The following is a 23674-nucleotide window of genomic DNA, read 5'->3' as shown; positions in this document are numbered from 1 at the left end:
CCTAGTCCCATTTTTTATTTGTATTATTTATAGTGAGAAGTTGATTATAAAAAGAACGCCCGTTCTAATAAATGTATGATTTTATTGTCAGGATGGACAAAATCCTATAAGATAGATAAGAGAGCAAAGCGTAGAAAGGAGTCTATCCATGAATTTAGATCATTTAAATGATAAACAGCGGGAAGCAGTGCTGAAAACAGAAGGTCCGTTACTGATTCTAGCAGGTGCAGGATCGGGGAAGACGAGAGTTTTGACCCACCGTATTGCTTATTTAATAGAAGAGTTGGGAGTATATCCGGGAAATATACTGGCCATTACCTTTACCAATAAGGCAGCTAAAGAAATGAAGGAACGTGTTGAGGCACTCTTAGGACAGCAGACAGAGATTTGGGTCAGTACCTTTCACTCCGCCTGTGTGAGAATACTGCGAAGAGATATTGAAAAAATAGGATATACGAGAGACTTTGTTATTTACGATGCAGCAGACCAGCAAAATATCTTAAAGGATTGCCTCAAAGAATTAAATGTGAATGATGAGTTATTTCCTGTGGCAATGGTGCAAAATAAGATCAGTGATGCCAAGGACCGCATCCTGACGCCACATGGGTTACTCAAGGAAGCAGCAGGGGATTTTCAATTAAGTAAAATCGCAGAGATTTATGAGCTGTATCAGAAGAAGCTCAAGAAAAACAATGCATTAGATTTTGATGATCTGATTTTTAAGACGGTAGAACTGTTTCGTAATGAACCTAAGGTGCTCAGCTTCTATCAGCACAAATTCCAATATATCATGGTAGATGAGTATCAGGATACCAACCAGATTCAGTATACTTTAGTACATATGCTGGCAAATATGCATAAGAACTTGTGTGTGGTAGGGGATGATGACCAGTGTTTGATCGAAGGTATGCCAGTAAGCACACCAACAGGAGAAGTTCCCTTAGAGGAGCTTGATGCAAATTCTGAGATTATCTGTGCTTCAGGACAAAGTGAAATCCTAACTGGCACTGTTGAAAAGAAACACTGCAAGGCCTATCAAGGTGTTATTGTCAGGATCAAGACAAAAAGCGGAAAAGAAATCAAAGGAACACCTAATCACATTGGCTTCGCCCGTTTAAATCCACAGGTAGGCGTTTATTATGTGTATTTAATGTATAAAAAAGGATATGGCTATCGAATTGGACAAACGCAGGGAGTAAGAAGCAGAAAAGGCGAGATAGCTAATGGTATGGCAGTAAGATTAAACCAGGAGCATGCAGACAAAATGTGGATTTTGAAGACATGCTTTCATAAAGAAGAAGCAGCTTTTTATGAACAACTATATTCTGTGAAGTATGGCATACCTACCACTGTATTCCATGATAAAGGTAGAAATATGGCGATCACACAGAACTATATTGATCAGATTTTCAAGGAGATTGATACGGAAAAAGCAGCTGTCCGATTAATGGAGGATTTGATTATATTTGAAGAATATCCGCATCATTTACCCAATGCGGTTATCAGAGGGAAAACTGCAAGAAGAGTCATCAATGTGACTGCTTTTGGCGGAAGAAAAGCTGGTGTTGAAAGCGGATGGCATAGTCACAGAATCAGTTTGAATACAACAGGAGATGAATTGAAGGAAAGATTTAGACCAGAATTCCCAGTAAGAGATGGAAATAGAAATACGTGGCGCGTAGAGACTGAACGAGTAGAATATGATGAAGCAGTTCATTACGCAAGGAAACTCGAACAAATAGAAGAAGCATTCGATATTGTGAAAAAAGCAAGGTTAACGGAGAATAAAAGTTACTACTATATGCCATTGGCACATATGAAACCTACTATGAGTATTCCTGTATTTGATAATGGGAAAATAGTAGAAGATACTATCGCAGAGGTTGAATTTATTGATTATAATGGCATGGTCTATGATCTATCTATACCACATCTTAGACAATATGTTTGTGGTGGAGTTGTTGTCCATAATTCAATTTACAGTTGGAGGGGGGCCGATATCCGGAATATCCTGAATTTCGAGGATGATTTCTCCAATGCTGCAGTGATTAAGCTGGAGCAAAATTACCGGTCCACGCAGAATATATTAGATGCTGCAAACTGTGTCATTAAAAATAACCGGGGCAGAAAAAGTAAAGTACTGTGGACATCTAATCGTGTAGGAGACCGCATACGTTACTACAAGGCAATGAATGAACATGAAGAGGGTCAATTTATTGTAAGTCAGATTCAAGAGATGTATGAGTCGGAAGGGCGTAATTACGGAGAATTTGCCATATTGTACAGGACCAACGCCCAATCCCGGGTACTGGAAGAAATGCTGATGCGGGCAGGGGTTCCCTACAGAATATTCGGTGGTTTAAAGTTCTACGCACGAAAAGAAATCAAGGATATTATTGCTTATCTGCGATTGATTCAGAACTCTGTAGATGATCTGAGTGTAAGACGGGTTATCAACGTGCCAAAGCGGGGGATCGGAGATAAGACTATAGAGAAGCTGGAGCAGCATGCAGCGCGAACGGGCGAAAGCCTCTTTAGTGCGATGCTGGAAGCTGAAGAGCTGGGAGATTTTTCGAGACGGGTCCTTGCCGGATTTAACAGCTTTGCTTCATTAATCATGAAGTTTAGTGAAGTAAAGAATGAAATGGGTGTATCGGAGCTCATATCCAAGGTTTTAGAGGAATCAGGATATATTGAAGAACTGCAGAAAGAAAATACCATGGAAGCCAATTCCCGGATAGAAAACCTTCAGGAATTTCTGTCTGTGGCGTTGGAGTTTGAAAAATCCACAGAAGAAAATACCTTAGAAGAGTTTTTAGGGACCATTTCCTTAGTTTCGGATATTGATCAAATGGAGGATCAGGAAAATGCTGTGGTATTGATGACGCTCCATAGTGCTAAGGGACTGGAATTTCCCATTGTATTTTTAGCGGGAATGGAGGAAGGTATTTTTCCTATCTCTAGAGCGATGTTCAGTGATCATGATTTAGAGGAAGAGAGACGCTTATGCTATGTGGGGATTACCCGGGCAAGGGAAATACTGTTTCTAACCCATGCATTGGTACGTACACTCTATGGTAGAACGAACTATAACAGCATATCCAGGTTTATTAATGAGATCGCTGAAGACTATATCGATATGGATAAAAAGGAAGAAGCGAAGAAACAAGAGCGGATATTGGCTCCTGGTGCAGGCATCTACAGAGGAGTCAGTATGGAAGCAAAAATGAAGCCTGTGGAAGGTACGGACAGCAATGAGATTAAGCCTGGAAGCAAGGTTCGCCATGAGAAATTCGGTCTAGGGACAGTGATTTCTGTAAAGGGCAGCGGAGAAAAGGCAGAGCTCACCATTGCCTTTGACAATGCAGGGATTAAAAAGCTGGTGTTGGGATTTGCACCGATTAAATTATTAGGGTAAATAAGGAGGATTTTCATGGAGTTCAAAGAAGCCAAGGAGAAAGCTGCTGATTTGAAGGAGCAGCTTGAATATCACAATTATCGGTACTATGTGCTGGATGCACCTGAGATCAGTGATTATGCATACGATCAAATGATGCAGCAGCTTATCGCCCTGGAAGAACAATTTCCTGGGTTAGCTACCCCTGATTCTCCTACCCAAAGAGTGGGGGGGGAGGCCCTCAGTGAATTCCAACAGGTAGTCCATAGTGTCCCCATGTTAAGCTTAGATAACAGCTATAGTCATGAAGAGTTGAAAGAGTTCGACAAGCGCATCCGCAAAACCATTCAAGAGGAAATCGAATATGTTGTCGAATACAAGATTGACGGTTTGTCGATTGCGCTGCGTTATGAGGATGGAAGATTTGTACAGGGTGCTACCCGGGGAGACGGCTACATTGGTGAGGATGTGACACAGAATCTTCGTACCATTAAAAGTATCCCTTTGAAATTAAAAGAAGAAATTGATCTGGAAGTTCGGGGAGAGGTATATATCGCCCGGGACAAATTTGCAGCTTTAAATAGAAAACAAGAAGAAAAAGGTGACACGGTTTTTGCAAATCCACGAAATGCAGCAGCGGGCTCCCTGCGGCAACTGGATTCCAAAATAACCGCCCAAAGGCCTTTAGACATATTTATCTTCAATATCCAGCAAGTGGATGACCATATATTTGAAAAGCATACGGAAGGATTGGACTATTTAAAAGATTTGGGTTTTAAGACCTCGCCTTATGAAGTGTGCAATCAGATTGAAGAAGTAATCGATCTCTGTGAGAAATGGGCTGTTAAAAGAATGGATTTGCCTTTTGATATTGATGGCTTGGTCATCAAAATAAACAGCCTGCGTCAAAGGGATGCCTTAGGCATAAAATCAAAGAGTCCGAAGTGGGCTATTGCGTATAAATTTCCTGCTGAGCAGCAAAAAACCACTGTACAGGATATCATCGTTCAAGTGGGAAGAACAGGCGCATTGACACCTACGGCGATACTGGAGCCTGTGCGGGTTGCGGGGTCGGTGATCAGCCGTGCCACGCTGCATAATGAAGATAATATCCGAGAAAAGGATATTCGGATAGGGGACAAGGTCATCATACAGAAGGCTGGAGACGTGATCCCGGAAGTTGTACGTGTAATTTTTGAAGAACGCACCGGTGAGGAGAGAATCTTTGAAATCCCTAAAGTTTGTCCCGAGTGTGGAGCGGAAACGATAAGGTTGGCAGGGGAGGCTGTTACCCGATGTATGAACAGTGCCTGTCCGGCCCAATTGCGGCGAGGCATTATTCACTTTGTTTCCCGGGATGCAATGAACATTGATGGATTAGGAGAATCTATTGTCACGTTGCTGCTGGATCAGCACCTGATCCAAGATGCTGCTGATCTATACTATTTAAAGAAGGAAGCATTAGTACCCCTAGAGAGAATGGGGGAAAAGTCAGCACAAAATTTGATCGATGCGATTGAAAAGTCAAAGGGGAATGATTTGGACCGGGTTATATTCGGGTTAGGTATCAAGCTGGTGGGGGCCCGTGCAGCAAGCTTATTGGCGGAAGCCTTTGGCAGTATGGATGATTTCATCCATGCCGGTTACGAACAAATTATCTCAATTCCTGAGATCGGAGACAAAATGGCGGAAAGCATTCGAAATTACTTTCTGGAAGAGCGGAATCTAATGGTGATTGAAAAGCTCCGGAGAGCTGGCGTCAACATGGAAGTACAGAAAAAGGCACTGAAGGCGGAAGAACAAAAATTAGAAGGACTTACCTTTGTCATTACAGGTACCTTATCGAAATATAGACGTAATGAAGCCAAAGAAATGATAGAACGGTTGGGGGGAAAAGTTTCCGGCAGCGTCAGTAAAAAGACGGACTATGTACTGGCAGGAGAGGAAGCGGGATCTAAGTTGGAAAAGGCGTTGGAATTAGGTGTTTCTGTTCTGGATGAAGCAGCCTTTGAGACCATGATCCAATAAAGAATAAAATAAAAATTCCAGGAGACCTAGAAAAAGGAGAATGGTTGATATATAATCTACTATAAATACTTTTTTGATGAATAATCATGCAAGGAGGGGTAGAAATGACCATCAGTATTAAAGATGTTGAGCAAGTAGCGAACTTGGCACGATTGGCTTTTTCAGAAGAAGAAAAGCAGGATTTTGCAGATAAACTGAATGCGATCGTCGGATATGTGGAGAAGTTAAATGAGGTAAATGTGGAAGGGATAGAACCCACCTATCATGTATTGCCTTTATTGAATGTTCTGCGTGAGGATATCACTCAGCCATCCATGGAAAGAGATAAGGTATTAGCCAATGCGCCGGATGCGCAGCAAGGCTGTTTTAAAGTGCCTAAAATAATGGAATAATTATTAAAATGATATGTATATCCATTCCGAAGAAGGATTTGGAGAATATGGGGTAAAGGAGTGTAAAGTATGGATTTGCTTCAATGCACTGCCCATGAGATTCGTGATCTGCTTAGAAAAAAAGAAGTCAGTTCAAAGGAACTCACAGAGGCAGCTTTAGATAGAATCGACAAAGTTGACGGGACACTAAAGGCTTTTTTACATATCAGCAGGGAAAGTGCTTTAACCTGGGCGGAGGAAGTGGACAAGCGATTTAGTGAAGGCCAGGAAATGAGTGATTTGGCAGGAATCCCCATGGCACTCAAGGATAACATGTGTACAGAAGGACTGCCAACCACTTGTGCTTCTAAAATACTGCAAAACTTTGTTCCTCCTTATAATGCAACGGTGACGGAAAAACTATATCAGCAGAAGGCGATTTTGATGGGCAAGACCAACATGGATGAGTTTGCCATGGGCTCTTCGACGGAAAACTCTGCCTTTAGCAAAACAAAAAATCCATGGGATATCCAGCGGGTGCCGGGAGGCTCTAGCGGAGGTTCCGCAGCAGCCGTTGCAGCTGGAGAAGTATTTTATGCCCTCGGGTCCGATACAGGAGGTTCTATCCGGCAGCCTGCATCTTTTTGCGGGCTCATAGGATTAAAGCCTACCTATGGTCTTGTTTCACGGTATGGATTGATTGCCTATGCTTCTTCCTTGGATCAAATCGGCCCTTTGACAAAGGACGTAGAAGATTGTGCCTTGGTGCTCAATGGGATTGCGGGACATGATTCGATGGATTCTACTTCAGCGGAAGGAAAGGCTGTAGATTATCGGAAAGCTTTAATCTGTGATGTAAAGGGATTAAAAATTGGAATCGCAAAAGAATATTTCGGAGAAGGGATTGAGGAAGGGGTTAAGAAAAGTGTTTATGCGGCTATTGAACTTTTAAAGTCCCTAGGTGCGACATACGAAGAAGTATCTTTACCCCATACCCAATATGCACTGCCAACCTATTATATCATCGCTTCATCTGAATGCAGTTCCAATTTAGCACGATTTGATGGAATTCGCTACGGATACCGTACCGAATCCTTTGACAATTTAACGGATTTATTTGTTAAGACGAGAAGTGAGGGTTTCGGAGAGGAAGTAAAGCGGCGGATTATGCTGGGAACGTATGCCCTAAGCTCCGGTTATTATGACGCTTACTATAAAAAAGCATTGCAGGTTCGAACTTTAATCAAGCAGGATTTTGATAAAGCCTTTGAAAAATTTGATGTACTGATTGCACCGACTACACCTACGCCAGCCTTTAGACTAGGGGAGAAGACCGATGATCCGCTGCAAATGTACATGTCTGATGTATGTACGGTGCCTATTAACATTGCTGGGATTCCGGCTATTTCTGTACCCTGCGGCTTCATAGAGGGAATGCCCATTGGAATGCAGATTATGGGCAAGCATTTTGATGAAAGCACCCTGCTGCGGGTAGCCTATACCCTGGAGCAGCATACAGCCTATCATAAAGAAAGACCTGTTTTATAATAAAAGAAAAATTAAAAAATACGTCAGCAAAGGCGTATTTTTTTATGCGTATAATTATACAAGGAAATAAAGAAATGGATGAAACAAGAACACAAAAAATCTCCATTGTATAAACGGATGTATCTAAACTACGGACAAATTTACATTTTGACCGTCAACTTGTTAAGGATTCTTAAAAATAAAATGGACAAAATCAATTGCATAACCTATGAATATCGTTTTATAATATTACATATCTTTTATGTTTCAATAAAATTATAAATAAGAATTAAATTGTAGATATGAAATAGATGTGAAAGTTTCCTGCAAAAAAAGAAAAAAAGGAAAACGATACCATTTCTGAAAGTAAGTGTAATCAATGCTTTGGTGATTTGTTACAAATATTTAAATTTACGATTCGTTTGAATCGGTTGAATTGTATAGAAAATTCAGCTATTATGATAATTAGGAACAGACGAGCAGAATTTACCAATCACATTTTGAAAAATAAGACAGAAAATAAAGCGTGTCTTGTTTTATTTATTGAAAAGGCAATATTAAAATTTTTTAACAATAAATAAAAAGTTTTAGTAATGCCTTTATCATTTTGATAAGGACACGGATTTGGGAGGGATGCCTAATTAAGCTGTAAGGTTTTATTGCAAATTTTAGAAAGGAGAGTGAGTTGTGTGGGAAGATTTCTTGTGAATAGAATGGTTTCGATGATTATTACGCTATTATTAGTTATTACCATTACTTTTTTACTAATGCACGCGATACCTGGCGGACCTTTTACGAGGGAAAAGGCGTTGCCGGTAGCAGTTATCAAGGCTTTGGAGGCCAAGTATAAGCTCGACCAGCCGCTATGGAAGCAATATGTTGATTACTTAGGAGGAATTGTGCGCCTTGATTTAGGACCTTCATTCCAAAAAGTAGGGGTTACTGTGAATGACTTAATTCGGGAAGGGTTCCCAGTATCTGCAAAGGTTGGATCATTTGCCGTATTAATGGTTGTTGGATTGGGCATACCGATGGGTATGGTTTCGGCATTAAAACAAAACAAATGGCAGGACCAGGTAGTGCGGTTTATAGCTACCCTGGGCATTACCATTCCGGGCTTTGTAATGGGGACGCTGATCATCTATATTTTTAGTGCCAAACTAGGATGGATTCCATCATTTGGTTTAAAAACACCTAAGCACTATATCGGCCCGGTCATTGCACTAGGAGGATATTCTTTATCCTTTGTGGCGCGGCTAACGCGATCTAGTATGCTGGAGGTGTTGCAGCAGGATTATATACGTACTGCAAGGGCAAAGGGATTATCAGAATTTGTGGTGATTGCAAAACATGCCCTTCGAAATGCATTAATCCCTGTTGTAACTTATATTGGACCGTTGATTGCAACGATTCTAACAGGCGGTTTTGTTGTAGAGAGAATCTTTGCAATTCCGGGAATGGGGAAACATTTTGTGGAGAGTGTTGGAAACCGTGACTACACGGTATTAATGGGTATGACTGTATTCTATGCTTTGTTCCTAGTCATTATGGTATTAATTGTAGACTTGTTATACGGACTTATTGATCCAAGAATCAAAGTTGAGGAATAGGAGGGAGTTATGAATATGGAAAGTTCAAAAAGCATTCCTCGGACGATGTGGGAACCTATTCACGCAGAAGATCGAGAAAAGGAAAAGATTGTTCGTCCCAGCATGACCTATTGGCAGGATGCCTGGAGAAGACTCAAAAAAGATCCAATGGCCATGTGGGGTTTGATTACCATATTAATCATTATTGCCATGGCTATCGTTGGGCCCATGATGAGCAGCATAACCTACTCTGATCAGGATCTGACCAATATTAACGAAGGTCCTAGTGCAAAGCACTGGTTCGGAACCGATAGTCACGGAAGAGATTTATACATTAGGGTATTATATGGTGCCAGAATCTCATTGACGGTGGCAATGGTGGCAACGATTGTAAACTTCTTTATCGGTGTTTTGTATGGTGGAATATCCGGTTATATGGGCGGTAGAGTCGATAATATTATGATGCGTATCGTGGATATTATCTTTACTATTCCACCGACCCTTTATGCTATCGTATTAATGGTTGTTGTAGGACCAGGGCTAAAGAGTATTATGATTACCTTAGGGACGATTTACTGGGTAAATATGGCCCGAATTGTAAGGGGGCAAATATTAGCGCTAAAGGAACAAGAGTTTGTACTGGCAGCAAGAACGCTTGGTGCCAGCACTTGGAGGATTTTGATACGTCACTTAATTCCTAATGCCATGGGGCCCATCATTGTTACGGCAACCATGTTAATTCCCGGAGCGATTTTTACCGAATCATTCCTTAGCTTTATCGGTTTAGGGGTTTCTGCTCCGATGTCCTCATGGGGGACACTGGCATCGGATTCATTGGGGGGGCTCCGTTCCTATCCTTATCAATTGTTTTTCCCGTCAGCAGCAATCTGTTTAACGATGTTGGCGTTTAACTTCCTAGGTGACGGTTTAAGAGATGCTCTTGATCCACGCCTGCGCAAGTAGAAAAGAGGGGTGACGAAGATGAAAAATGAAAAATTGTTAGAAGTAAAAAATCTGAGAACCTCCTTCTTTACACATGTTGGGGAAGTAAAGGCCATAGGAGGCGTTAGTTTTGAATTAGACAAAGGGGAGGCTATCGGCATCGTAGGAGAGTCAGGCAGTGGTAAGAGCGTAACCTCTCTTTCTATCATGAGACTTCTGCAATACCCAGGAAAGATTGTTGAAGGAGAAGTGATTTTTAAAGAACAGGACCTTGTGAAAAAAAGTGACAAAGAGATGCAGACCATTCGAGGAAATGAGATTGCTATGATTTTTCAGGATCCAATGACTTCACTAAATCCCGTGTACACCATTGGGGACCAGATCATGGAGGCAATTCGTCGCCATCAAGGGCTCAGTAAAGCCGAGGCCAAAAAGAAGGCTATTGAAATGCTCAGACTGGTAGGGATTCCATCGCCTGAAAAACGAGTGGATAATTATCCTCATGAGTTCAGCGGCGGAATGCGTCAAAGAGCCATGATTGCCATTGCACTTTCTTGTGAACCTAGTTTATTGATTGCTGACGAGCCGACAACGGCACTGGATGTTACAATACAAGCACAGATTTTGGAATTAATGAAGGATTTAAAAGAAAAGATCAATACTTCCATTATGTTGATTACGCATGATCTGGGTGTTGTAGCCGATGTGTGCAGTCGAATTATTGTAATGTATGGCGGTCTTATTATGGAGGAAGGAAAGACGGAAGATATTTTCTATAATCCAAAGCATCCCTATACCATGGGACTGTTAAAGTCTATCCCACGTCTGGATCTTGGGGGTAAAAAAAGGCTGGTACCTATCGAAGGTTCTCCGCCTGATCTGCTGAAGCCGCCAAAAGGATGTCCTTTTGCAGCAAGATGCCCTTATGCTATGCGGGTTTGTATAGAGCAAAGACCGGAATATACTTTTGTGAGTGAAAACCATCGGGCTGCCTGCTGGTTGTTACATGAAGATGCTCCTCATGTTGAAGTTGAGACTGGTGTAGTAAGGAGGAGAGCATAATGAATGTAAATAATAACGAGATATTATTGGAAGTCAAAAATCTAAAAAAATACTTTCCTGTCCGTAAAGGATTCTTTGGTGGGGAGACACAGTATGTTCAAGCTGTAGACGATGTAAGCTTCTATATCCGAAAGGGAGAAACTTTAGGGCTTGTAGGTGAATCCGGCTGCGGAAAGTCTACTACGGGAAGAACCATTATCAGACTCTATGATCCCACGGCTGGGGAAGTGATTTTCAATGGTGCCGAAATTGGAATGATGAAAGAAAAAGAAATGCTTCCTTTTCGTAAAAAGATGCAGATGATTTTTCAGGATCCTTATGCTTCCCTTAACGCCCGTATGACGGTTGGAGACATTATTGGTGAGCCGCTGGATATTCATGGATTAGCGTCAGAAAAGGAAAGACTGGAGATCGTTCATGATTTGTTGAAAAAAGTAGGTTTAGCACCGGATCATGCGGTAAGATATCCTCATGAATTCAGTGGTGGCCAAAGACAAAGAATCGGTATTGCGAGAGCGTTAGCTGTAAAACCGGAATTTATTATCTGTGATGAGCCAATATCAGCCTTGGATGTGTCTATTCAAGCACAAGTTGTAAACATGCTTGAAGATTTGCAAAATGAGATGGGATTAACGTATCTCTTTATTGCCCATGACCTTTCCATGGTAAGACACATTTCCAACCGTGTAGGGGTTATGTATCTTGGAAAATTAGTGGAAATTGCAGATCGCAATGAACTCTATGAGCATCCTGCCCATCCCTATACGCAAGCGTTGTTGACTGCGATTCCGATTCCTGATCCGGATGTATCGAAGTCAAAACAAAGAATCATTCTGGAAGGAGATGTACCGAGTCCATTAAATCCGCCTTCTGGGTGTAGATTCCGCACACGTTGCAAGTATGCAATGGCAAAGTGTGCCGAAATTGAACCGGAAATGAAAGATATCGGCAGTGGACATATGGCGGCTTGCCACCTGTTGTAGGATAAAGTTCGGTTATCAGCTCATGGTCAAGGACAAGGGGAGCAATAGACTGTCCCGAATGCTGTAAAGGGGAGTACGGCTCTGTTTCCCTTGTCACACCATTGACAATAGGATCGGATCAAGCCTGGGATAATAAAAATATTTTCCATTTAAAAAAAATTATATAATTCAGAATGCGGGAAGGAATTTTTATAGGTCTGTAGAATATAATACTTTAGCAATTTAGCAGATTTTTTTTAGTGTATTTTTTCAGATTATTCAAGAACATTAAATCTTGGTAAAAAGATTTGTACATTTTTTTAAAATCAGTACAATAGAATAATAACAAGATTTTCCATTTTAAGGAGGTGATCCTTAAAAAGAAAGTGTTTAGCAATACAATTGTTTATAAATGATGAATGCAGTACAATGAAAATTATGGGAGGGGATTTACTTGTTCAAAAAAAGTTTAGTATTAATGCTTGTATTGGCATTAGTGGTAACCGCCTTTGTTGGCTGTGGACCTAAAGCGCCGACAGAAGCAGAAAAACCGGCAGAACCGGTAGTGTTAAGATGGAACCTAGGTGCTGATCCTAGAACGATTGACCCGCAATTAAATGCAGCAAATGAAGGGGGTCACGTAATCAACAATACTTTTGAAGGTTTAATGAGAGAATTGCCGGAAGGAAAAATTGAACCTGCAATGGCAGAAAAATATGAAATCTCTGAAGATGGAAAAACATACACATTCCACTTAAGAGATGCAAAATGGTCAGATGGCCAGCCTGTTACAGCTCACGATTTTGAATATGCCTGGAAGCGTGCGCTTAATCCAAACCTAGTTCCAGAACCATCCGAGTATTCATTCCAGCTCTTCTATGTTAAGGGTGGTCAAGAGTACTTCGAAGGAAATGGCAAGGAAGAGGATGTAGCAGTTAAGGCGTTAGATGACAAGACATTACAAGTAGAATTAGTGGCACCTACAGAATACTTCTTAGAGTTAACCGGCTTCTACACTTATATGCCAGTAAGAAAGGATATTGTTGAGCAAGATCCGGAAAACTGGGCAAGAAGACCAGATTTAGCCGTAAGCAATGGACCATTTAAGGTAGTTGAATACAAAATGGGCGATAGACTTGTTTTAGAAAAGAATGCTGAATATTGGGCTGCTGATAAGGTGAAAATCGATAAAATTGAAGCAGTTATGATCGTTGAAGATTCTACTGCACTTACAGCTTATGAAGCAGGAGAATTAGATGTTCTTCATAATGTTCCTAATCAAGAGATTCCTCGATTGTTAGCGAATGATCCGTCATTCTACATCCGTCCTAAGGTAGGAACATACTACTACAACTTCAACGTAACCAAGAAGCCTTTTGACGATGTAAGAGTTAGAAGAGCGCTTACCCTTGCCATTGATAGAACGGCTATCGTTGAAAAGGTATCAAAAGCTGGAGAAATTCCTGCATCAGGTTTTGTTCCTCCTGGATTACATGATGACAAAGGAAGAGATTTCAGAGAAACAAATGGTGACTTTGGAATCGATGTAAAGGCAGCTAAGGTAGAAGAAGCAAAAGCATTATTGGCAGAAGCTGGATATCCTGATGGAAAGGGCTTCCCGAATTTTGAAGTGCTTTACAACACCCATGAAGGACATAAGGCTATTGCAGAAGCCATTCAAGAAATGTGGAAGCAAAATCTTGGTCTTAATGTAACCCTTCAAAACCAAGAGTGGGCTGTATTCCAAGACAGCAGACATAACGGGCAATATGAAGTAGCCAGAGGCGGATGGATCGGAGATTATTTAGATCCGATGACTATGTTAGACTTATTTACATCTTACTCTGTATTAAATGACCCACAATGGAGAAATAAGGATTATGACAAATTAATCGAAAAAGCAAAAGTAACAATGGGTGAAGAAAGATTTAACACACTTTACGAAGCAGAAAAGATGATGATGGAAGAAATGATCGTATCACCAATCTACTACTATGTTGATAAGCTTGCAGTTAAGGAAAATGTAAAAAATGTAGAGATGGTTGGAACGGGCCATTGGTGGTTTGGATACGGTGAAATTCAATAATAAATGATTTTTTCTAAAAAGATGGTGCAGCTGCGCCATCTTTTCTGTTGTAACCAAAACCTCCTTTGATGAATACGATGAATATAAGTCAAAAATAAAGGAGGTATCCTTATGGTACAGTTAACCCTGCTTCATTGGGTATATGTTATCATGGTACTGGTAATCTTAACTGTTATGCTCCTTCGAAAAGATACCATTATTCCCTGCATACTGGGTGTATTTTTAATGGGGTTTGTAGCGAAAAACAGCATCATGGGTGCAACTATTGCAGTTTTTGATGGGCTCATTGTAGCTGGAAGAGAACTACTGGGTATTATTGTTGTTATCTCGTGTATCGTAGCTATGTCAAAGCTGTTGGAGGAAATCGGTGCCAATAGGCTCATGGTAGCACCCTTTACAAAATTTATCAAAACGCCTGATGTTGCCTTCTGGTTTACTGGTTTAGTTATGCTTGTGGTATCGTGGTTTTTTTGGCCGTCACCGGCGACGGCATTGGTTGGAGCAGTACTGCTGCCTGTAGCACTGAGAGTCGGACTGCCGGCAATCGGCGTGGCAATGGCTATCAATCTCTTTGGACATGGTTTAGCCCTATCCAGTGACTATGTGATCCAAGGAGCCCCTACCATCACAGCCACAGCTGCGGGTGTGCCTGTAGAGGCTGTCATGGTACAAGGAACACCATTATTTTTTACCATGGGATTCGTTACAATCATTACTGCCTTTATTTTATTAAAGCGGGATATGAAAAAAGGATTGATTGAAAAACCTGTCTTAGAGGATATCGAATTTAATGAAGCCAAAGAAGTTAAGCCCATTGCAAAATTGGCGTCAATCTTTGTTCCTATTGCCTTTGGACTAGATATTGTAGCTATGTTTTTATTTGAACTCCGTGGTGGTGACGCAACTGCATTGATCGGCGGAACTGCCATATTGGTACTATCATCAATTTGCGTAATAGAATACAAGGTGGGCGCCTTAGATAAGATTACAAAATTCGTACGGGAAGGCTTTATGTTTGGTATGGAAATCTTTGGACCCATTCTGCCAATAGCAGCCTTCTTCTATATGGGCGAAGTAGATCCAGTTCATGCAATATTAGGCGCCAATGCACTGCCAGAGGGTTCACAGGGCATATTGTCTGATATGGGTGTAGCTATGGCGTCTATTGCACCGATGAACCGTCCTGTCGTAGCTACAATGGAAATGTTGGTAGGTGCTATCACGGGCTTGGATGGATCGGGATTTTCCGGAATGTCTTTGGCAGGATCTTTAGCGAAGGTATTTGGTACAGCTGTCAATGGAAGTATAGCTGTGCTGGCAGCATTAGGACAGATTGGCGCCATTTGGGTAGGCGGCGGTACCCTGGTACCTTGGGGACTGATCCCGGCTGCAGCAATCTGCAGGGTTTTACCGATGGACCTGGCAAGACGCAACTTTATTCCAGTTGTGACGGGATTAATCGTTACGACTATTGTAGCCATGTTTTTAATATAAGAGCTATTTTTAGAAAAAGATCTTTTAAGCTGTTAGCCAAAGGGTTAACAGCTTCTTCTATTGTTTTGGGATATACGCCTGTTGTACAGTCATGGCGTATGCAGTTGCTTTATCTATATAGTGGAGACATTCTGGGTGGGGTGTTGAAGATGCAGTACGAATATGGGTCAGGGTACATTTTCCATCATTTTGAAAAAAACAATTTAGTGAACAATTGATATTCATCATGAAATCCCCTCCTAATTCTAGTATCTGAATAAATAAAGATTTCATGACTTGAAAATAATGTATACCGATGAATTTGGAAGGGTATAGGAAATCATAAAAATCGAGAATATAAAATAATAATATCACTAAATACTTACAAAGGATGTGATCTTATGATTTTTAAAGATTACCAAGAAACCGGGAGGATTTATCATATCATCAGCATTCATGATTTGGAAAACACATTGCTGCATGGCATTCAATTTGATGGCAAGCTATCCTATCATACCCGATATTATGAATTTCATGGAATGATTGATGCACTGAAGCCGGAATGGGTGCCTTCTTGGGTGGTTCGGAGCAAAGCCATTTTTGGCAGCTTAAACTATCCTGATGATCATAAATTTCATTCCCATACAGCGATCCTTGCCATAAAAATTCATCCGGAAAAATGTTGGATTGCTAATGAAAATTATGCAAATCAAATCTACGAACCTTTTGTACTGCAAAATTTGAAAGAATATGCTCCCTGTGTTCAATATCTGCAAACGGAAGGAAGAGAACTGTTATTGAAATACTGGAATACCTCCCACAGTTTTACAGAGAATCTGATCCATCGGTATGATCAGGAGGAACGATATGATGCAGAAGTACTTATTCTGCATGATATTGCTCCAGAGGATATAGAATTGAAATATATTATTTCCGATCACCGGATGATGAATATAAATGCTTGGAAGGCCCGTTTTTGTTGTTGTAGATAGAAATTTGGTATATAATGGAGAATAGAGAGGACATGACAAAAGGAGGCATTTTGATGAAAGCTGGAAAGCTGGATACAGAGACATTACGACAAATCGTACTAAATAAAATTACTTATCATAGAGAGGAAGTTATGGTACGACCGAATATTGGCGAAGACTGCGCTGTAGTGGATTTTGGAGAATATGCCTGCGTATTGTCCACAGACCCGATCACCGGTGCTGCTAATGAAGTAGGCAGACTGGCAGTGCATATCTCCTGTAATGATATTGCCTCCAGTGGCGTAGAACCCTTGGGACTCCTTCTGACGATTATGGCGCCGGAAGGGACTGCTGTTGAAGAAATTCGCCAGGTAATGGAGCAGGCTAGCGAAACGGCAGCGGCATTACAGGTAGAAATCATAGGCGGGCATACGGAAATTACTTCTGCGGTCAATCGTATTATTGTTTCTGCTACCGCCATTGGCAGGCAGCGGAAAGATAAAGTTGTTTTGTCTCAAGGGGCAAAAATAGGGAATGCAATCTTGATGACAAAATCTGCAGGTTTGGAAGGAACGGCTATTCTTGCCTATGATCATGAAGAACGCTTGAAAAAAGAATTAGGGTCGCCAGTAATAGAAGCGGCGAAAAAAATGGTAGATCAGATCAGCGTTATACCGGAAGGTAAGATTGCCGGAGAAGTAGGAGTATCCAGCATGCATGATGTTACGGAGGGCGGACTTTTAGGCGCGCTGTGGGAACTCTGTGAAGCATCGAAGGTTGGAGCGCACCTATATGAGGATGAAATTCCCATTGCACCGGAGACTGAGAAAATATGCAGTTTTTTTCAAATAGATCCGCTAAAGCTAATTTCCAGCGGCTGCATGCTCATGACCGTAGAGAAAGAAAAAGAAAAGGAATTACTGGAAAAGCTGAGAGAAAGAGGAATACCTGCAGCGGTTATTGGTGAAATTGTCGAAAGTGGGCGATACCTTGTAAAAGACAGCAGAAAAACAGTTGTTGAGCCGCCTGAGCGTGATGAATTGTTTAAGGTTATTTAGTACTATTACGCATATTACATCTCAGTTACAATTCTGTGAATAAAGTTGACATAAGTCACTCGGCGTTATATAACTATAAGTATAGGACAATATTGTCGAAATATACCACAGCAACTACATAATAGGAGAATTAGGTAAAATTGTCGAAAAACAGAAGACTGTAGCAACAAGGGAGGTAAGGTAATCACAATAGGGGGACGAAAGATGAAAAGATTTATAGCGTTTTTACTTGTATTTACTTTTGTACTAAGTACTTACTCTACCGCCTTTGCTGCCAAATCGGAGGCCACATCGATCCGGGTTGTGGACGGAGTGACAAAAAAAAGCTATGACATAACTGTGGTGAATCTACTGATGGGTGGCAAAGATGTAGTAACAGATGTACCTACGATGCTTTTTAACAACCGTACATTGGTACCCATTGCATTTGTTGTTGAAAATCTAGGAGCAAAAATTGAATGGAATCAGAAAGAACGTAAGGCTACCATCACAATGGCAGACAAGACCATCGTATTGCAAATCGATAGTCCTACAGCCCTTGTAAATGGAAAGAAAGTAACATTGCCAGATCAGGTGCCTGCTAAACTATTAGGCTATAAGGATAACTTTAGAACCATGGTACCGCTTCGATTCATATCTGAGCAGCTGGGAATGGATGTCAATTGGATTTCCCAAACGACAACAGCAACTGTAGACTTTCCCAAACAGTCTGTACTGGCAATTGATTATGATACCGATAGCCGGCTTCCACAGATTATTATTAAAACTACAGGGCAAGTAGGGATTTCGTCATTCTATCTGGAAGGAAGTAAAGTCGGCGGAACCGACCGTTTAGTATTAGACCTTCCAAATGTTCAGTTGAATATGCAGGATCGATCCATTGTGGATGCTTCAGGTGCAGTCAGTAAAAACATTGGACAAAATGGTATCCGCGGTGTACGAGCATCCCTTTTCGAGCCTGCACCTAGGGAAATAGCTCGAATTGTTTTTGATCTGGATGTACCAAAGGGATACAATATTCACTTTGACAAAGCAAAAAATGAAATAAGGGTTCAATTTTTAAATGGTATAAAGCAGGTTAAGTTAGAAAAGAAGAATAACACCGATGCAATTGTCGTTTATACCGAGGACTCTCCTGTATATAATACCCTTGATTTAGGAGACCGAATGGTAGTAGACATATTGAATGCTCAATTAAAGACAGACAGCAGAGAAATCAACATTGCCAAAGGCGGTGTGAAAAAGGTTAGAATGGCACCTTTTGCACCAGACAGCAACTACAATCCTGATGATAAGATCGTTAGAATTGTGCTGGATTTGGAAGAAGGGCAGACTACGGAAAATATTCATGTTGAAGAGGACGGAAATAACCTCCTAATCTACTTCCAAGCCAAGCCTTTAAAAGATATTGATTATCGGAAGGAAGCCTATAACCGCTCTGTATTTAATTTACAGCTGACGGCAAAAGGAAGTTTCGATGCAGACTATGATTCCTGGAACAGTGAATATGTGGTAACGGTACCAAAACAGCTGGCAGAATTACAGAGTATGCGTTTAAATACAGCAGACAATATTATTGAATATATCCAAATAGATGATAAGTCTGATGAAGAAAGTTATGTTATCCGGCTAAAACTGGCGGCGGGAACCGATTATAGACTCCTGACATCTGCCGGGGTAGGCGATAGAATCAGTATACTCTTTGAAAATCTTTCATTGGAGGAGTCAAAGGAGGAGCCAAAATACAGCGGAGGAATTGTTGTACTCGATCCTGGACACGGAGGAAAAGATCCTGGTGCCGTCAGTCCAAAGCTGGGATTGAAGGAAAAAGATTTGGCTTTGGATGTATCCCTACGATTGAATAAATTGCTGGAGGATGCAGGATTTACAACGATTATGACGAGAACAGACGATACATATATTGACCTTTATGAAAGAGCTGGAATCGCGAATGGTATGAATGCAGATGTATTTGTAAGCGTACACTTCAATGCCCATCCCAGCAGCCAGATTAATGGCGTACAGACCTTGTACAATGGAACAGATACAAAAAGAGATAACAAGACTTTTGCGCAAATGATGCAGCAGGAAATGATCAAGGAAATGGGTGCAGTGGACCGCAATATCGTAGACCGGCCGAACCTGGTAGTTATCCGGGAGACAAACATGCCTGCAGTATTGGCAGAACTGGCTTTTATCACCAATGCCCAAGAGGAATCTCTAGCTGCAACAGAGGAATACCGTCAAAAGTGTGCCCAAGCTTTATTTAACGGGATTACAAGATATTTTAATGAAGTACTAGGCAAATAAATAAGCAATGCAGATGCGGCAGAAATGCCGCATTTTCCTTTTCTTTCAAGAAAAAGGCGAAACTGGTTGGAAAATATGTGTCATGAATCTGTCAGGTTGTAGCATAAGTGTGGTAATATAGTAAATAGAGAATAAGGAGGAGGGATATTATGGAGTTATTGTTAGGCTATCTTTTAATTTTTTCAGCAAGAGTATTGGATGTATCAATTTCAGTTGTACGAACCCTCTTGATGGTTCGCGGCAAGAAACTTCAAGCAGCTTGCCTTGGGGCAATAGAAGTGTTTATATATATATCCGTCTTGACAAAAATCATGGGACAGTTGGACAATATCGGTAATCTAATCGCCTATTCCCTTGGTTTTGGAACAGGGCAGATGGTGGGAATTTTTATTGAAGGAAAAATGGCACTGGGAAATGTATCGGTGCAGGTGATTACACGACAGGATGAGGGGCAGCTGGTAGAACTGCTGCGGGAGCAAGGTTTCGGAGTAACAGTAGTGCAAGGCTATGGGAAAAATGGTATTAAGCATATCTTAAATATTATGTTGAAAAGAAGCGCATTGAGAAAACTATATACCATACTGGAGGAATACGATAAGGATGCATTTATTACGGTTTTAGATACCCAAAATATTCGTGGTGGATATATGGATCGGATGAAAAGAAAATAAAAGATTTTTATCTGTGTTGAATATATCAATCCTATAAAAAGAAGACAAGGTTTTCAAATAAATTAGACATAGTCTGCCCCCTTAACTAATATAATTTTATAAAGACTATTGGTTAGGGGGTTTTGTCCATGAAGCACAGGAGAATACTAGCAGTGATTCTCGTCTTTTGCATAATGATAAGCCTAGCAGGATGTAAGAGTCCAATAAGCTTGGTCAAAGGCCTGTTCGATAAAGAAGATAAAACTGCAACGCAGATTGTCACCAGCAGCGAGATACAAGATGGAGATGTTCAGCTTAGGGATACAGTGCTATATTATAAAGATGATAAGGGATTTTTAATTCCTGTTATGCGTAAAATACCATGGACAGAGGGGATTGCAAAGGCTACACTCGGTGCGCTGGTGGATAATCCTGCCAACCGAAAAGATATTGAGGGAATCGGGTTGACTCCTGTTATCCCTGCGAATACGGAAGTTCGTGGTATGAATATTGTCAACGGGTTGTGTAAAGTAGACTTTACTTCTGACTTCTTAAATTATGCAAGCAAGGATGAAGAAGAAGCATTGGTAAAGGCTGTTGTCTATACATTGACAGAATTTATCACCATTGACAGCGTGCAGATTATTATCGAAGGACAGGTGCAGAAGACACTGAAGTTTGGTATGAAAACAGATAAGCCTATTACAAGGGATAATATAAATTATGTTAGTGCAACACCAGGAAATCAGAAAGTGATTGTTTATTATGAAGGCACTATCAATGGCATGGAGACCTATTTTGTGCCTGTAACCAAAAATATTGAGAAGCTAGATAATACGCCGGTAAATGTATTGGATGCTTTAGATGCTTTGGTGGAAGGACCTCCATCTGGCATGGGACTCTACAGCCAAATTCCCGAGGGGGCACAAGTCATTGGTGTAGATGTGAGCAATGGAATTGCATATATAAACTTTAATGATAGAATCAAACAACTGGAAAGCAATAAGGAAGTAGGTCAAGAAGTGGCAAAAGCTATTGCTCTAACCATACGGGAGCAATACAGGGATTTGACAGGTGTAAAAATCCTTTCTAACGGAAAAGAAATAGATTTGGGGACTGTCAGCAAAGAAGAGCCTGTAGCAGTACCAACCTTTGCAAATCAATATTAGCATATGAGGCAGGGCCGGGAAAACTCCCGGCTTTTTCTATATCTTTAATTTTCTGCGTGACTGTAGAAAATAAATCCGTAGAAAAAAGGTTAAAATAATCCGAGATGTAATCCTTAAAAGAATATGGTAGAATATGTTATAACAAACAACAAAAGAGAGGAAGATCATTATGGGAAGATTTGACGGGAGAAGTGTGTCAGAACTTAGACCGGTAAAGATAACAAAAGATTATTTAGCTTATGCTGAAGGATCTGTACTGATAGAGATGGGAAATACAAAAGTGATTTGTACAGCATCGATTGAGGACCGTGTACCACCTTTTCTAAAGGGGAGCGGAAGCGGATGGATTACTGCGGAATACTCCATGCTGCCACGGTCTACGCAGGTACGGAAGGTAAGGGAATCCAGCAGGGGGAAGGTTGAGGGAAGAACACAGGAAATTCAGCGTTTGATTGGTCGGGCTTTACGTTCCGTTATTCAATTGGAAGACTTAGGGGAGAAAACCATCTGGATTGATTGTGATGTGATTCAAGCAGATGGAGGAACGAGAACAGCTTCGATTACAGGCGCATTTGTGGCTTTAGCAGAGGCTGTCTATAAGCTCTATGAGACCCAGCAAATAAAAAAATTCCCCATCAATAGCTTTGTATCAGCGGTGAGTGTAGGGATTGTAGAGGACTTGCCTGTACTGGACTTATGCTATGAGGAAGACGCTAAGGCAAAGGTAGATATGAACATTATCATGACGGATAAAAAGGAATTTGTTGAACTGCAGGGAACAGGAGAAGAGGCTCCGTTTAGCCGTGAAGAATTGCTGCAGTTGCTGGAACTGGGAGAAAAGGGTAATGAGGAATTGATACAAAAACAGAAAGCTGTGTTGGGGCAGGTGGCAGAACTGATTGGCAGCACAACAAAGCAGATGAAGAAAGAGGGCGAGGGCTATGAAGAATAAACTGGTGATTGCATCTAAAAACAAACATAAGATTGAAGAGATTAAAGACATTTTAAGTGCTTTTAATTTCAACATTTTATCTATGGATGAGGCCGGTCTTACAAACTTAGATGTAGTGGAAGACGGGGAAACCTTCGAAGAGAATTCTATGAAAAAGGCAGACGCTGTGATGATGGTGACAAACTGCATTGCTTTGGCCGATGACTCGGGTCTGGAAGTAGATATATTAGACAATCAGCCAGGTGTATATTCGGCTAGGTTTTCAGGGGAAGGGGCCAATGATCAGAAGAATAACGAGAAACTATTGGAACGGCTGCAGGAAGTTCCAATGGACAAGCGTCAGGGACGATTTGTATCTGTCATTTCCCTTGCTTTTCCCGATGGAAGAAAGGTTAGTGTGCGGGGGGAATGCTCCGGTATGATTGGGTTTGAGCCAAAAGGAGACCATGGTTTCGGCTATGATCCCCTCTTCATTGTACCGGAATACGGGAAGACTTTTGCAGAGTTGGGAGAGGAAATTAAGAATAAGATTAGCCACCGGGCGAAGGCTTTAGAAAAACTGCAGGAAGAGCTGAAACAAATTGTAGGAGGAAAGTTGCGTGAAGATCGGAATCATCAGTGATACCCATGGAGATTTGCAAGGCGCAAAATTAGCTTTGACAAAAATGGGGCATATCGACTTACTGATCCATTTAGGAGATCATTATGAGGATGGAATTGCTTTGAAGGAACACTCGGATGTCAATATACTTATGATTAGAGGTAACTGTGATCGCGGTTCCGTGGGAGAGGACGAGCTGGTGCTGGATTTGGAAGGAACGCGAATTTTTCTAGTCCACGGACACCAGTATGAGGTTAAGACGGGATTGAATCGCTTGTTTTATCGTGCTTTAGAACTGGGATGTAAAGTGGCTCTCTATGGGCATACCCATATACCGGTAAACATAAAAAAACCAGAGCTTTTAATTCTCAACCCTGGAAGTGTTACACTGCCAAGGGGTGGATCCAAAGCCTCCTTCGGATTAATAGAAATCCGTGACGGGGAGATTCGGAGTGAAATTGCAGCCCTGTAACTTTTAGAAAATCAAGTATAATACTGAAAATAGTGGTCTATACTATGGAAGGAA

The 23674-nt window shown here is 41.1% G+C and carries 19 protein-coding genes; 18 read left to right on the top strand and 1 reads right to left on the bottom strand.

Annotated elements, in window-relative coordinates:
* The first annotated feature begins 148 nt into the window (after positions 1-148).
* The 10 genes from Gferi_RS09545 to Gferi_RS09500 all read left to right on the top strand — a co-directional run bounded on the left by Gferi_RS09545 (position 149) and on the right by Gferi_RS09500 (position 15458).
* Positions 149-3418, top strand: coding sequence for a UvrD-helicase domain-containing protein (locus Gferi_RS09545; protein WP_069975879.1), 3270 nt, complete (start codon positions 149-151; stop codon positions 3416-3418).
* A gap of 15 nt (positions 3419-3433) precedes the next feature.
* Positions 3434-5425 (top strand): NAD-dependent DNA ligase LigA, encoded by a 1992-nt coding sequence (gene ligA / locus Gferi_RS09540; RefSeq protein WP_069975878.1) that lies wholly within the window; start codon positions 3434-3436, stop codon positions 5423-5425.
* A 104-nt stretch (positions 5426-5529) separates the two neighbouring features.
* Positions 5530-5817 carry an Asp-tRNA(Asn)/Glu-tRNA(Gln) amidotransferase subunit GatC gene (gene gatC / locus Gferi_RS09535; RefSeq protein WP_069975877.1) on the top strand — a complete coding sequence of 96 codons (288 nt, stop codon included), beginning with the start codon at positions 5530-5532 and terminating at the stop codon, positions 5815-5817.
* A 69-nt stretch (positions 5818-5886) separates the two neighbouring features.
* On the top strand, positions 5887-7344 hold the full coding sequence (gatA, locus tag Gferi_RS09530; protein WP_069975875.1) for an Asp-tRNA(Asn)/Glu-tRNA(Gln) amidotransferase subunit GatA: 1458 nt from the start codon (positions 5887-5889) through the stop codon (positions 7342-7344).
* A 668-nt stretch (positions 7345-8012) separates the two neighbouring features.
* On the top strand, positions 8013-8933 hold the full coding sequence (locus tag Gferi_RS09525) for an ABC transporter permease (RefSeq protein ID WP_069975873.1): 921 nt from the start codon (positions 8013-8015) through the stop codon (positions 8931-8933).
* A 9-nt stretch (positions 8934-8942) separates the two neighbouring features.
* Positions 8943-9875, top strand: coding sequence for an ABC transporter permease (locus Gferi_RS09520; protein ID WP_083273470.1), 933 nt, complete (start codon positions 8943-8945; stop codon positions 9873-9875).
* 18 nt (positions 9876-9893) lie between these two features.
* On the top strand, positions 9894-10916 hold the full coding sequence (locus Gferi_RS09515) for an ABC transporter ATP-binding protein (RefSeq protein WP_069975871.1): 1023 nt from the start codon (positions 9894-9896) through the stop codon (positions 10914-10916).
* Complete coding sequence (locus Gferi_RS09510) at positions 10916-11899, top strand: ABC transporter ATP-binding protein (RefSeq protein WP_069975869.1); 984 nt, start codon at positions 10916-10918, stop codon at positions 11897-11899. The genes Gferi_RS09515 and Gferi_RS09510 overlap by 1 nt, the downstream gene beginning before the upstream one ends.
* A gap of 433 nt (positions 11900-12332) precedes the next feature.
* Positions 12333-13964, top strand: a complete 1632-nt coding sequence (locus Gferi_RS09505; protein ID WP_207645812.1) for a peptide ABC transporter substrate-binding protein — start codon at positions 12333-12335, stop codon at positions 13962-13964.
* 111 nt (positions 13965-14075) lie between these two features.
* The gene (locus Gferi_RS09500) at positions 14076-15458 is read left to right on the top strand and encodes a hypothetical protein (RefSeq protein ID WP_069975867.1); all 1383 of its coding nucleotides are present in this window, start codon (positions 14076-14078) and stop codon (positions 15456-15458) included.
* A 57-nt stretch (positions 15459-15515) separates the two neighbouring features.
* On the opposite strand, the gene Gferi_RS28080 is transcribed toward Gferi_RS09500, so the two are convergent.
* Complete coding sequence (locus tag Gferi_RS28080) at positions 15516-15686, bottom strand: hydroxymyristoyl-ACP dehydratase (RefSeq protein WP_156782360.1); 171 nt, start codon at positions 15684-15686, stop codon at positions 15516-15518.
* A 152-nt stretch (positions 15687-15838) separates the two neighbouring features.
* Between Gferi_RS28080 and Gferi_RS09495 the strand changes: the two genes are divergently transcribed.
* From Gferi_RS09495 to Gferi_RS09460, 8 genes are all read left to right on the top strand, one after another.
* Entirely contained in the window at positions 15839-16429 is a 591-nt protein-coding gene (locus tag Gferi_RS09495; RefSeq protein WP_069975865.1) for a hypothetical protein, read from the top strand.
* 53 nt (positions 16430-16482) lie between these two features.
* On the top strand, positions 16483-17466 hold the full coding sequence (locus Gferi_RS09490) for an AIR synthase family protein (protein ID WP_069975863.1): 984 nt from the start codon (positions 16483-16485) through the stop codon (positions 17464-17466).
* A gap of 204 nt (positions 17467-17670) precedes the next feature.
* Positions 17671-19776 carry an N-acetylmuramoyl-L-alanine amidase family protein gene (locus Gferi_RS09485; protein WP_069975861.1) on the top strand — a complete coding sequence of 702 codons (2106 nt, stop codon included), beginning with the start codon at positions 17671-17673 and terminating at the stop codon, positions 19774-19776.
* A 149-nt stretch (positions 19777-19925) separates the two neighbouring features.
* Positions 19926-20447 (top strand): DUF2179 domain-containing protein, encoded by a 522-nt coding sequence (locus tag Gferi_RS09480; RefSeq protein WP_179948119.1) that lies wholly within the window; start codon positions 19926-19928, stop codon positions 20445-20447.
* 128 nt (positions 20448-20575) lie between these two features.
* Positions 20576-21595 carry a GerMN domain-containing protein gene (locus tag Gferi_RS09475; protein WP_069975857.1) on the top strand — a complete coding sequence of 340 codons (1020 nt, stop codon included), beginning with the start codon at positions 20576-20578 and terminating at the stop codon, positions 21593-21595.
* A 169-nt stretch (positions 21596-21764) separates the two neighbouring features.
* Positions 21765-22547 (top strand): ribonuclease PH, encoded by a 783-nt coding sequence (rph, locus tag Gferi_RS09470; protein ID WP_069975855.1) that lies wholly within the window; start codon positions 21765-21767, stop codon positions 22545-22547.
* Entirely contained in the window at positions 22537-23169 is a 633-nt protein-coding gene (locus Gferi_RS09465) for an XTP/dITP diphosphatase (protein WP_069975853.1), read from the top strand. The genes rph and Gferi_RS09465 overlap by 11 nt, the downstream gene beginning before the upstream one ends.
* On the top strand, positions 23147-23620 hold the full coding sequence (locus tag Gferi_RS09460) for a metallophosphoesterase family protein (protein WP_069975851.1): 474 nt from the start codon (positions 23147-23149) through the stop codon (positions 23618-23620). The genes Gferi_RS09465 and Gferi_RS09460 overlap by 23 nt, the downstream gene beginning before the upstream one ends.
* Positions 23621-23674 lie beyond the last annotated feature (54 nt).

This window comes from Geosporobacter ferrireducens (assembly GCF_001750685.1).
Lineage (GTDB): Bacteria > Bacillota > Clostridia > Peptostreptococcales > Thermotaleaceae > Geosporobacter > Geosporobacter ferrireducens.
Note: the sequence above shows the minus strand (reverse complement) of the source record. Positions and strands in the feature narration are given on the sequence as shown.

Bases quoted from the DNA above. Each gene is read 5' to 3' on its own strand.
- gatA (WP_069975875.1), top strand. From the start codon at position 5,887: ATGGATTTGCTTCAATGCACTGCCCATGAGATTCGTGATCTGCTTAGA.
- ligA (WP_069975878.1), top strand. From the start codon at position 3,434: ATGGAGTTCAAAGAAGCCAAGGAGAAAGCTGCTGATTTGAAGGAGCAG.
- Gferi_RS09500 (WP_069975867.1), top strand. From the start codon at position 14,076: ATGGTACAGTTAACCCTGCTTCATTGGGTATATGTTATCATGGTACTG.
- Gferi_RS09490 (WP_069975863.1), top strand. From the start codon at position 16,483: ATGAAAGCTGGAAAGCTGGATACAGAGACATTACGACAAATCGTACTA.
- Gferi_RS09495 (WP_069975865.1), top strand. From the start codon at position 15,839: ATGATTTTTAAAGATTACCAAGAAACCGGGAGGATTTATCATATCATC.
- gatC (WP_069975877.1), top strand. From the start codon at position 5,530: ATGACCATCAGTATTAAAGATGTTGAGCAAGTAGCGAACTTGGCACGA.
- Gferi_RS28080 (WP_156782360.1), bottom strand. From the start codon at position 15,686: ATGATGAATATCAATTGTTCACTAAATTGTTTTTTTCAAAATGATGGA.
- Gferi_RS09465 (WP_069975853.1), top strand. From the start codon at position 22,537: ATGAAGAATAAACTGGTGATTGCATCTAAAAACAAACATAAGATTGAA.
- Gferi_RS09545 (WP_069975879.1), top strand. From the start codon at position 149: ATGAATTTAGATCATTTAAATGATAAACAGCGGGAAGCAGTGCTGAAA.
- rph (WP_069975855.1), top strand. From the start codon at position 21,765: ATGGGAAGATTTGACGGGAGAAGTGTGTCAGAACTTAGACCGGTAAAG.
- Gferi_RS09515 (WP_069975871.1), top strand. From the start codon at position 9,894: ATGAAAAATGAAAAATTGTTAGAAGTAAAAAATCTGAGAACCTCCTTC.
- Gferi_RS09510 (WP_069975869.1), top strand. From the start codon at position 10,916: ATGAATGTAAATAATAACGAGATATTATTGGAAGTCAAAAATCTAAAA.
- Gferi_RS09475 (WP_069975857.1), top strand. From the start codon at position 20,576: ATGAAGCACAGGAGAATACTAGCAGTGATTCTCGTCTTTTGCATAATG.
- Gferi_RS09520 (WP_083273470.1), top strand. From the start codon at position 8,943: ATGAATATGGAAAGTTCAAAAAGCATTCCTCGGACGATGTGGGAACCT.
- Gferi_RS09485 (WP_069975861.1), top strand. From the start codon at position 17,671: ATGAAAAGATTTATAGCGTTTTTACTTGTATTTACTTTTGTACTAAGT.
- Gferi_RS09480 (WP_179948119.1), top strand. From the start codon at position 19,926: ATGGAGTTATTGTTAGGCTATCTTTTAATTTTTTCAGCAAGAGTATTG.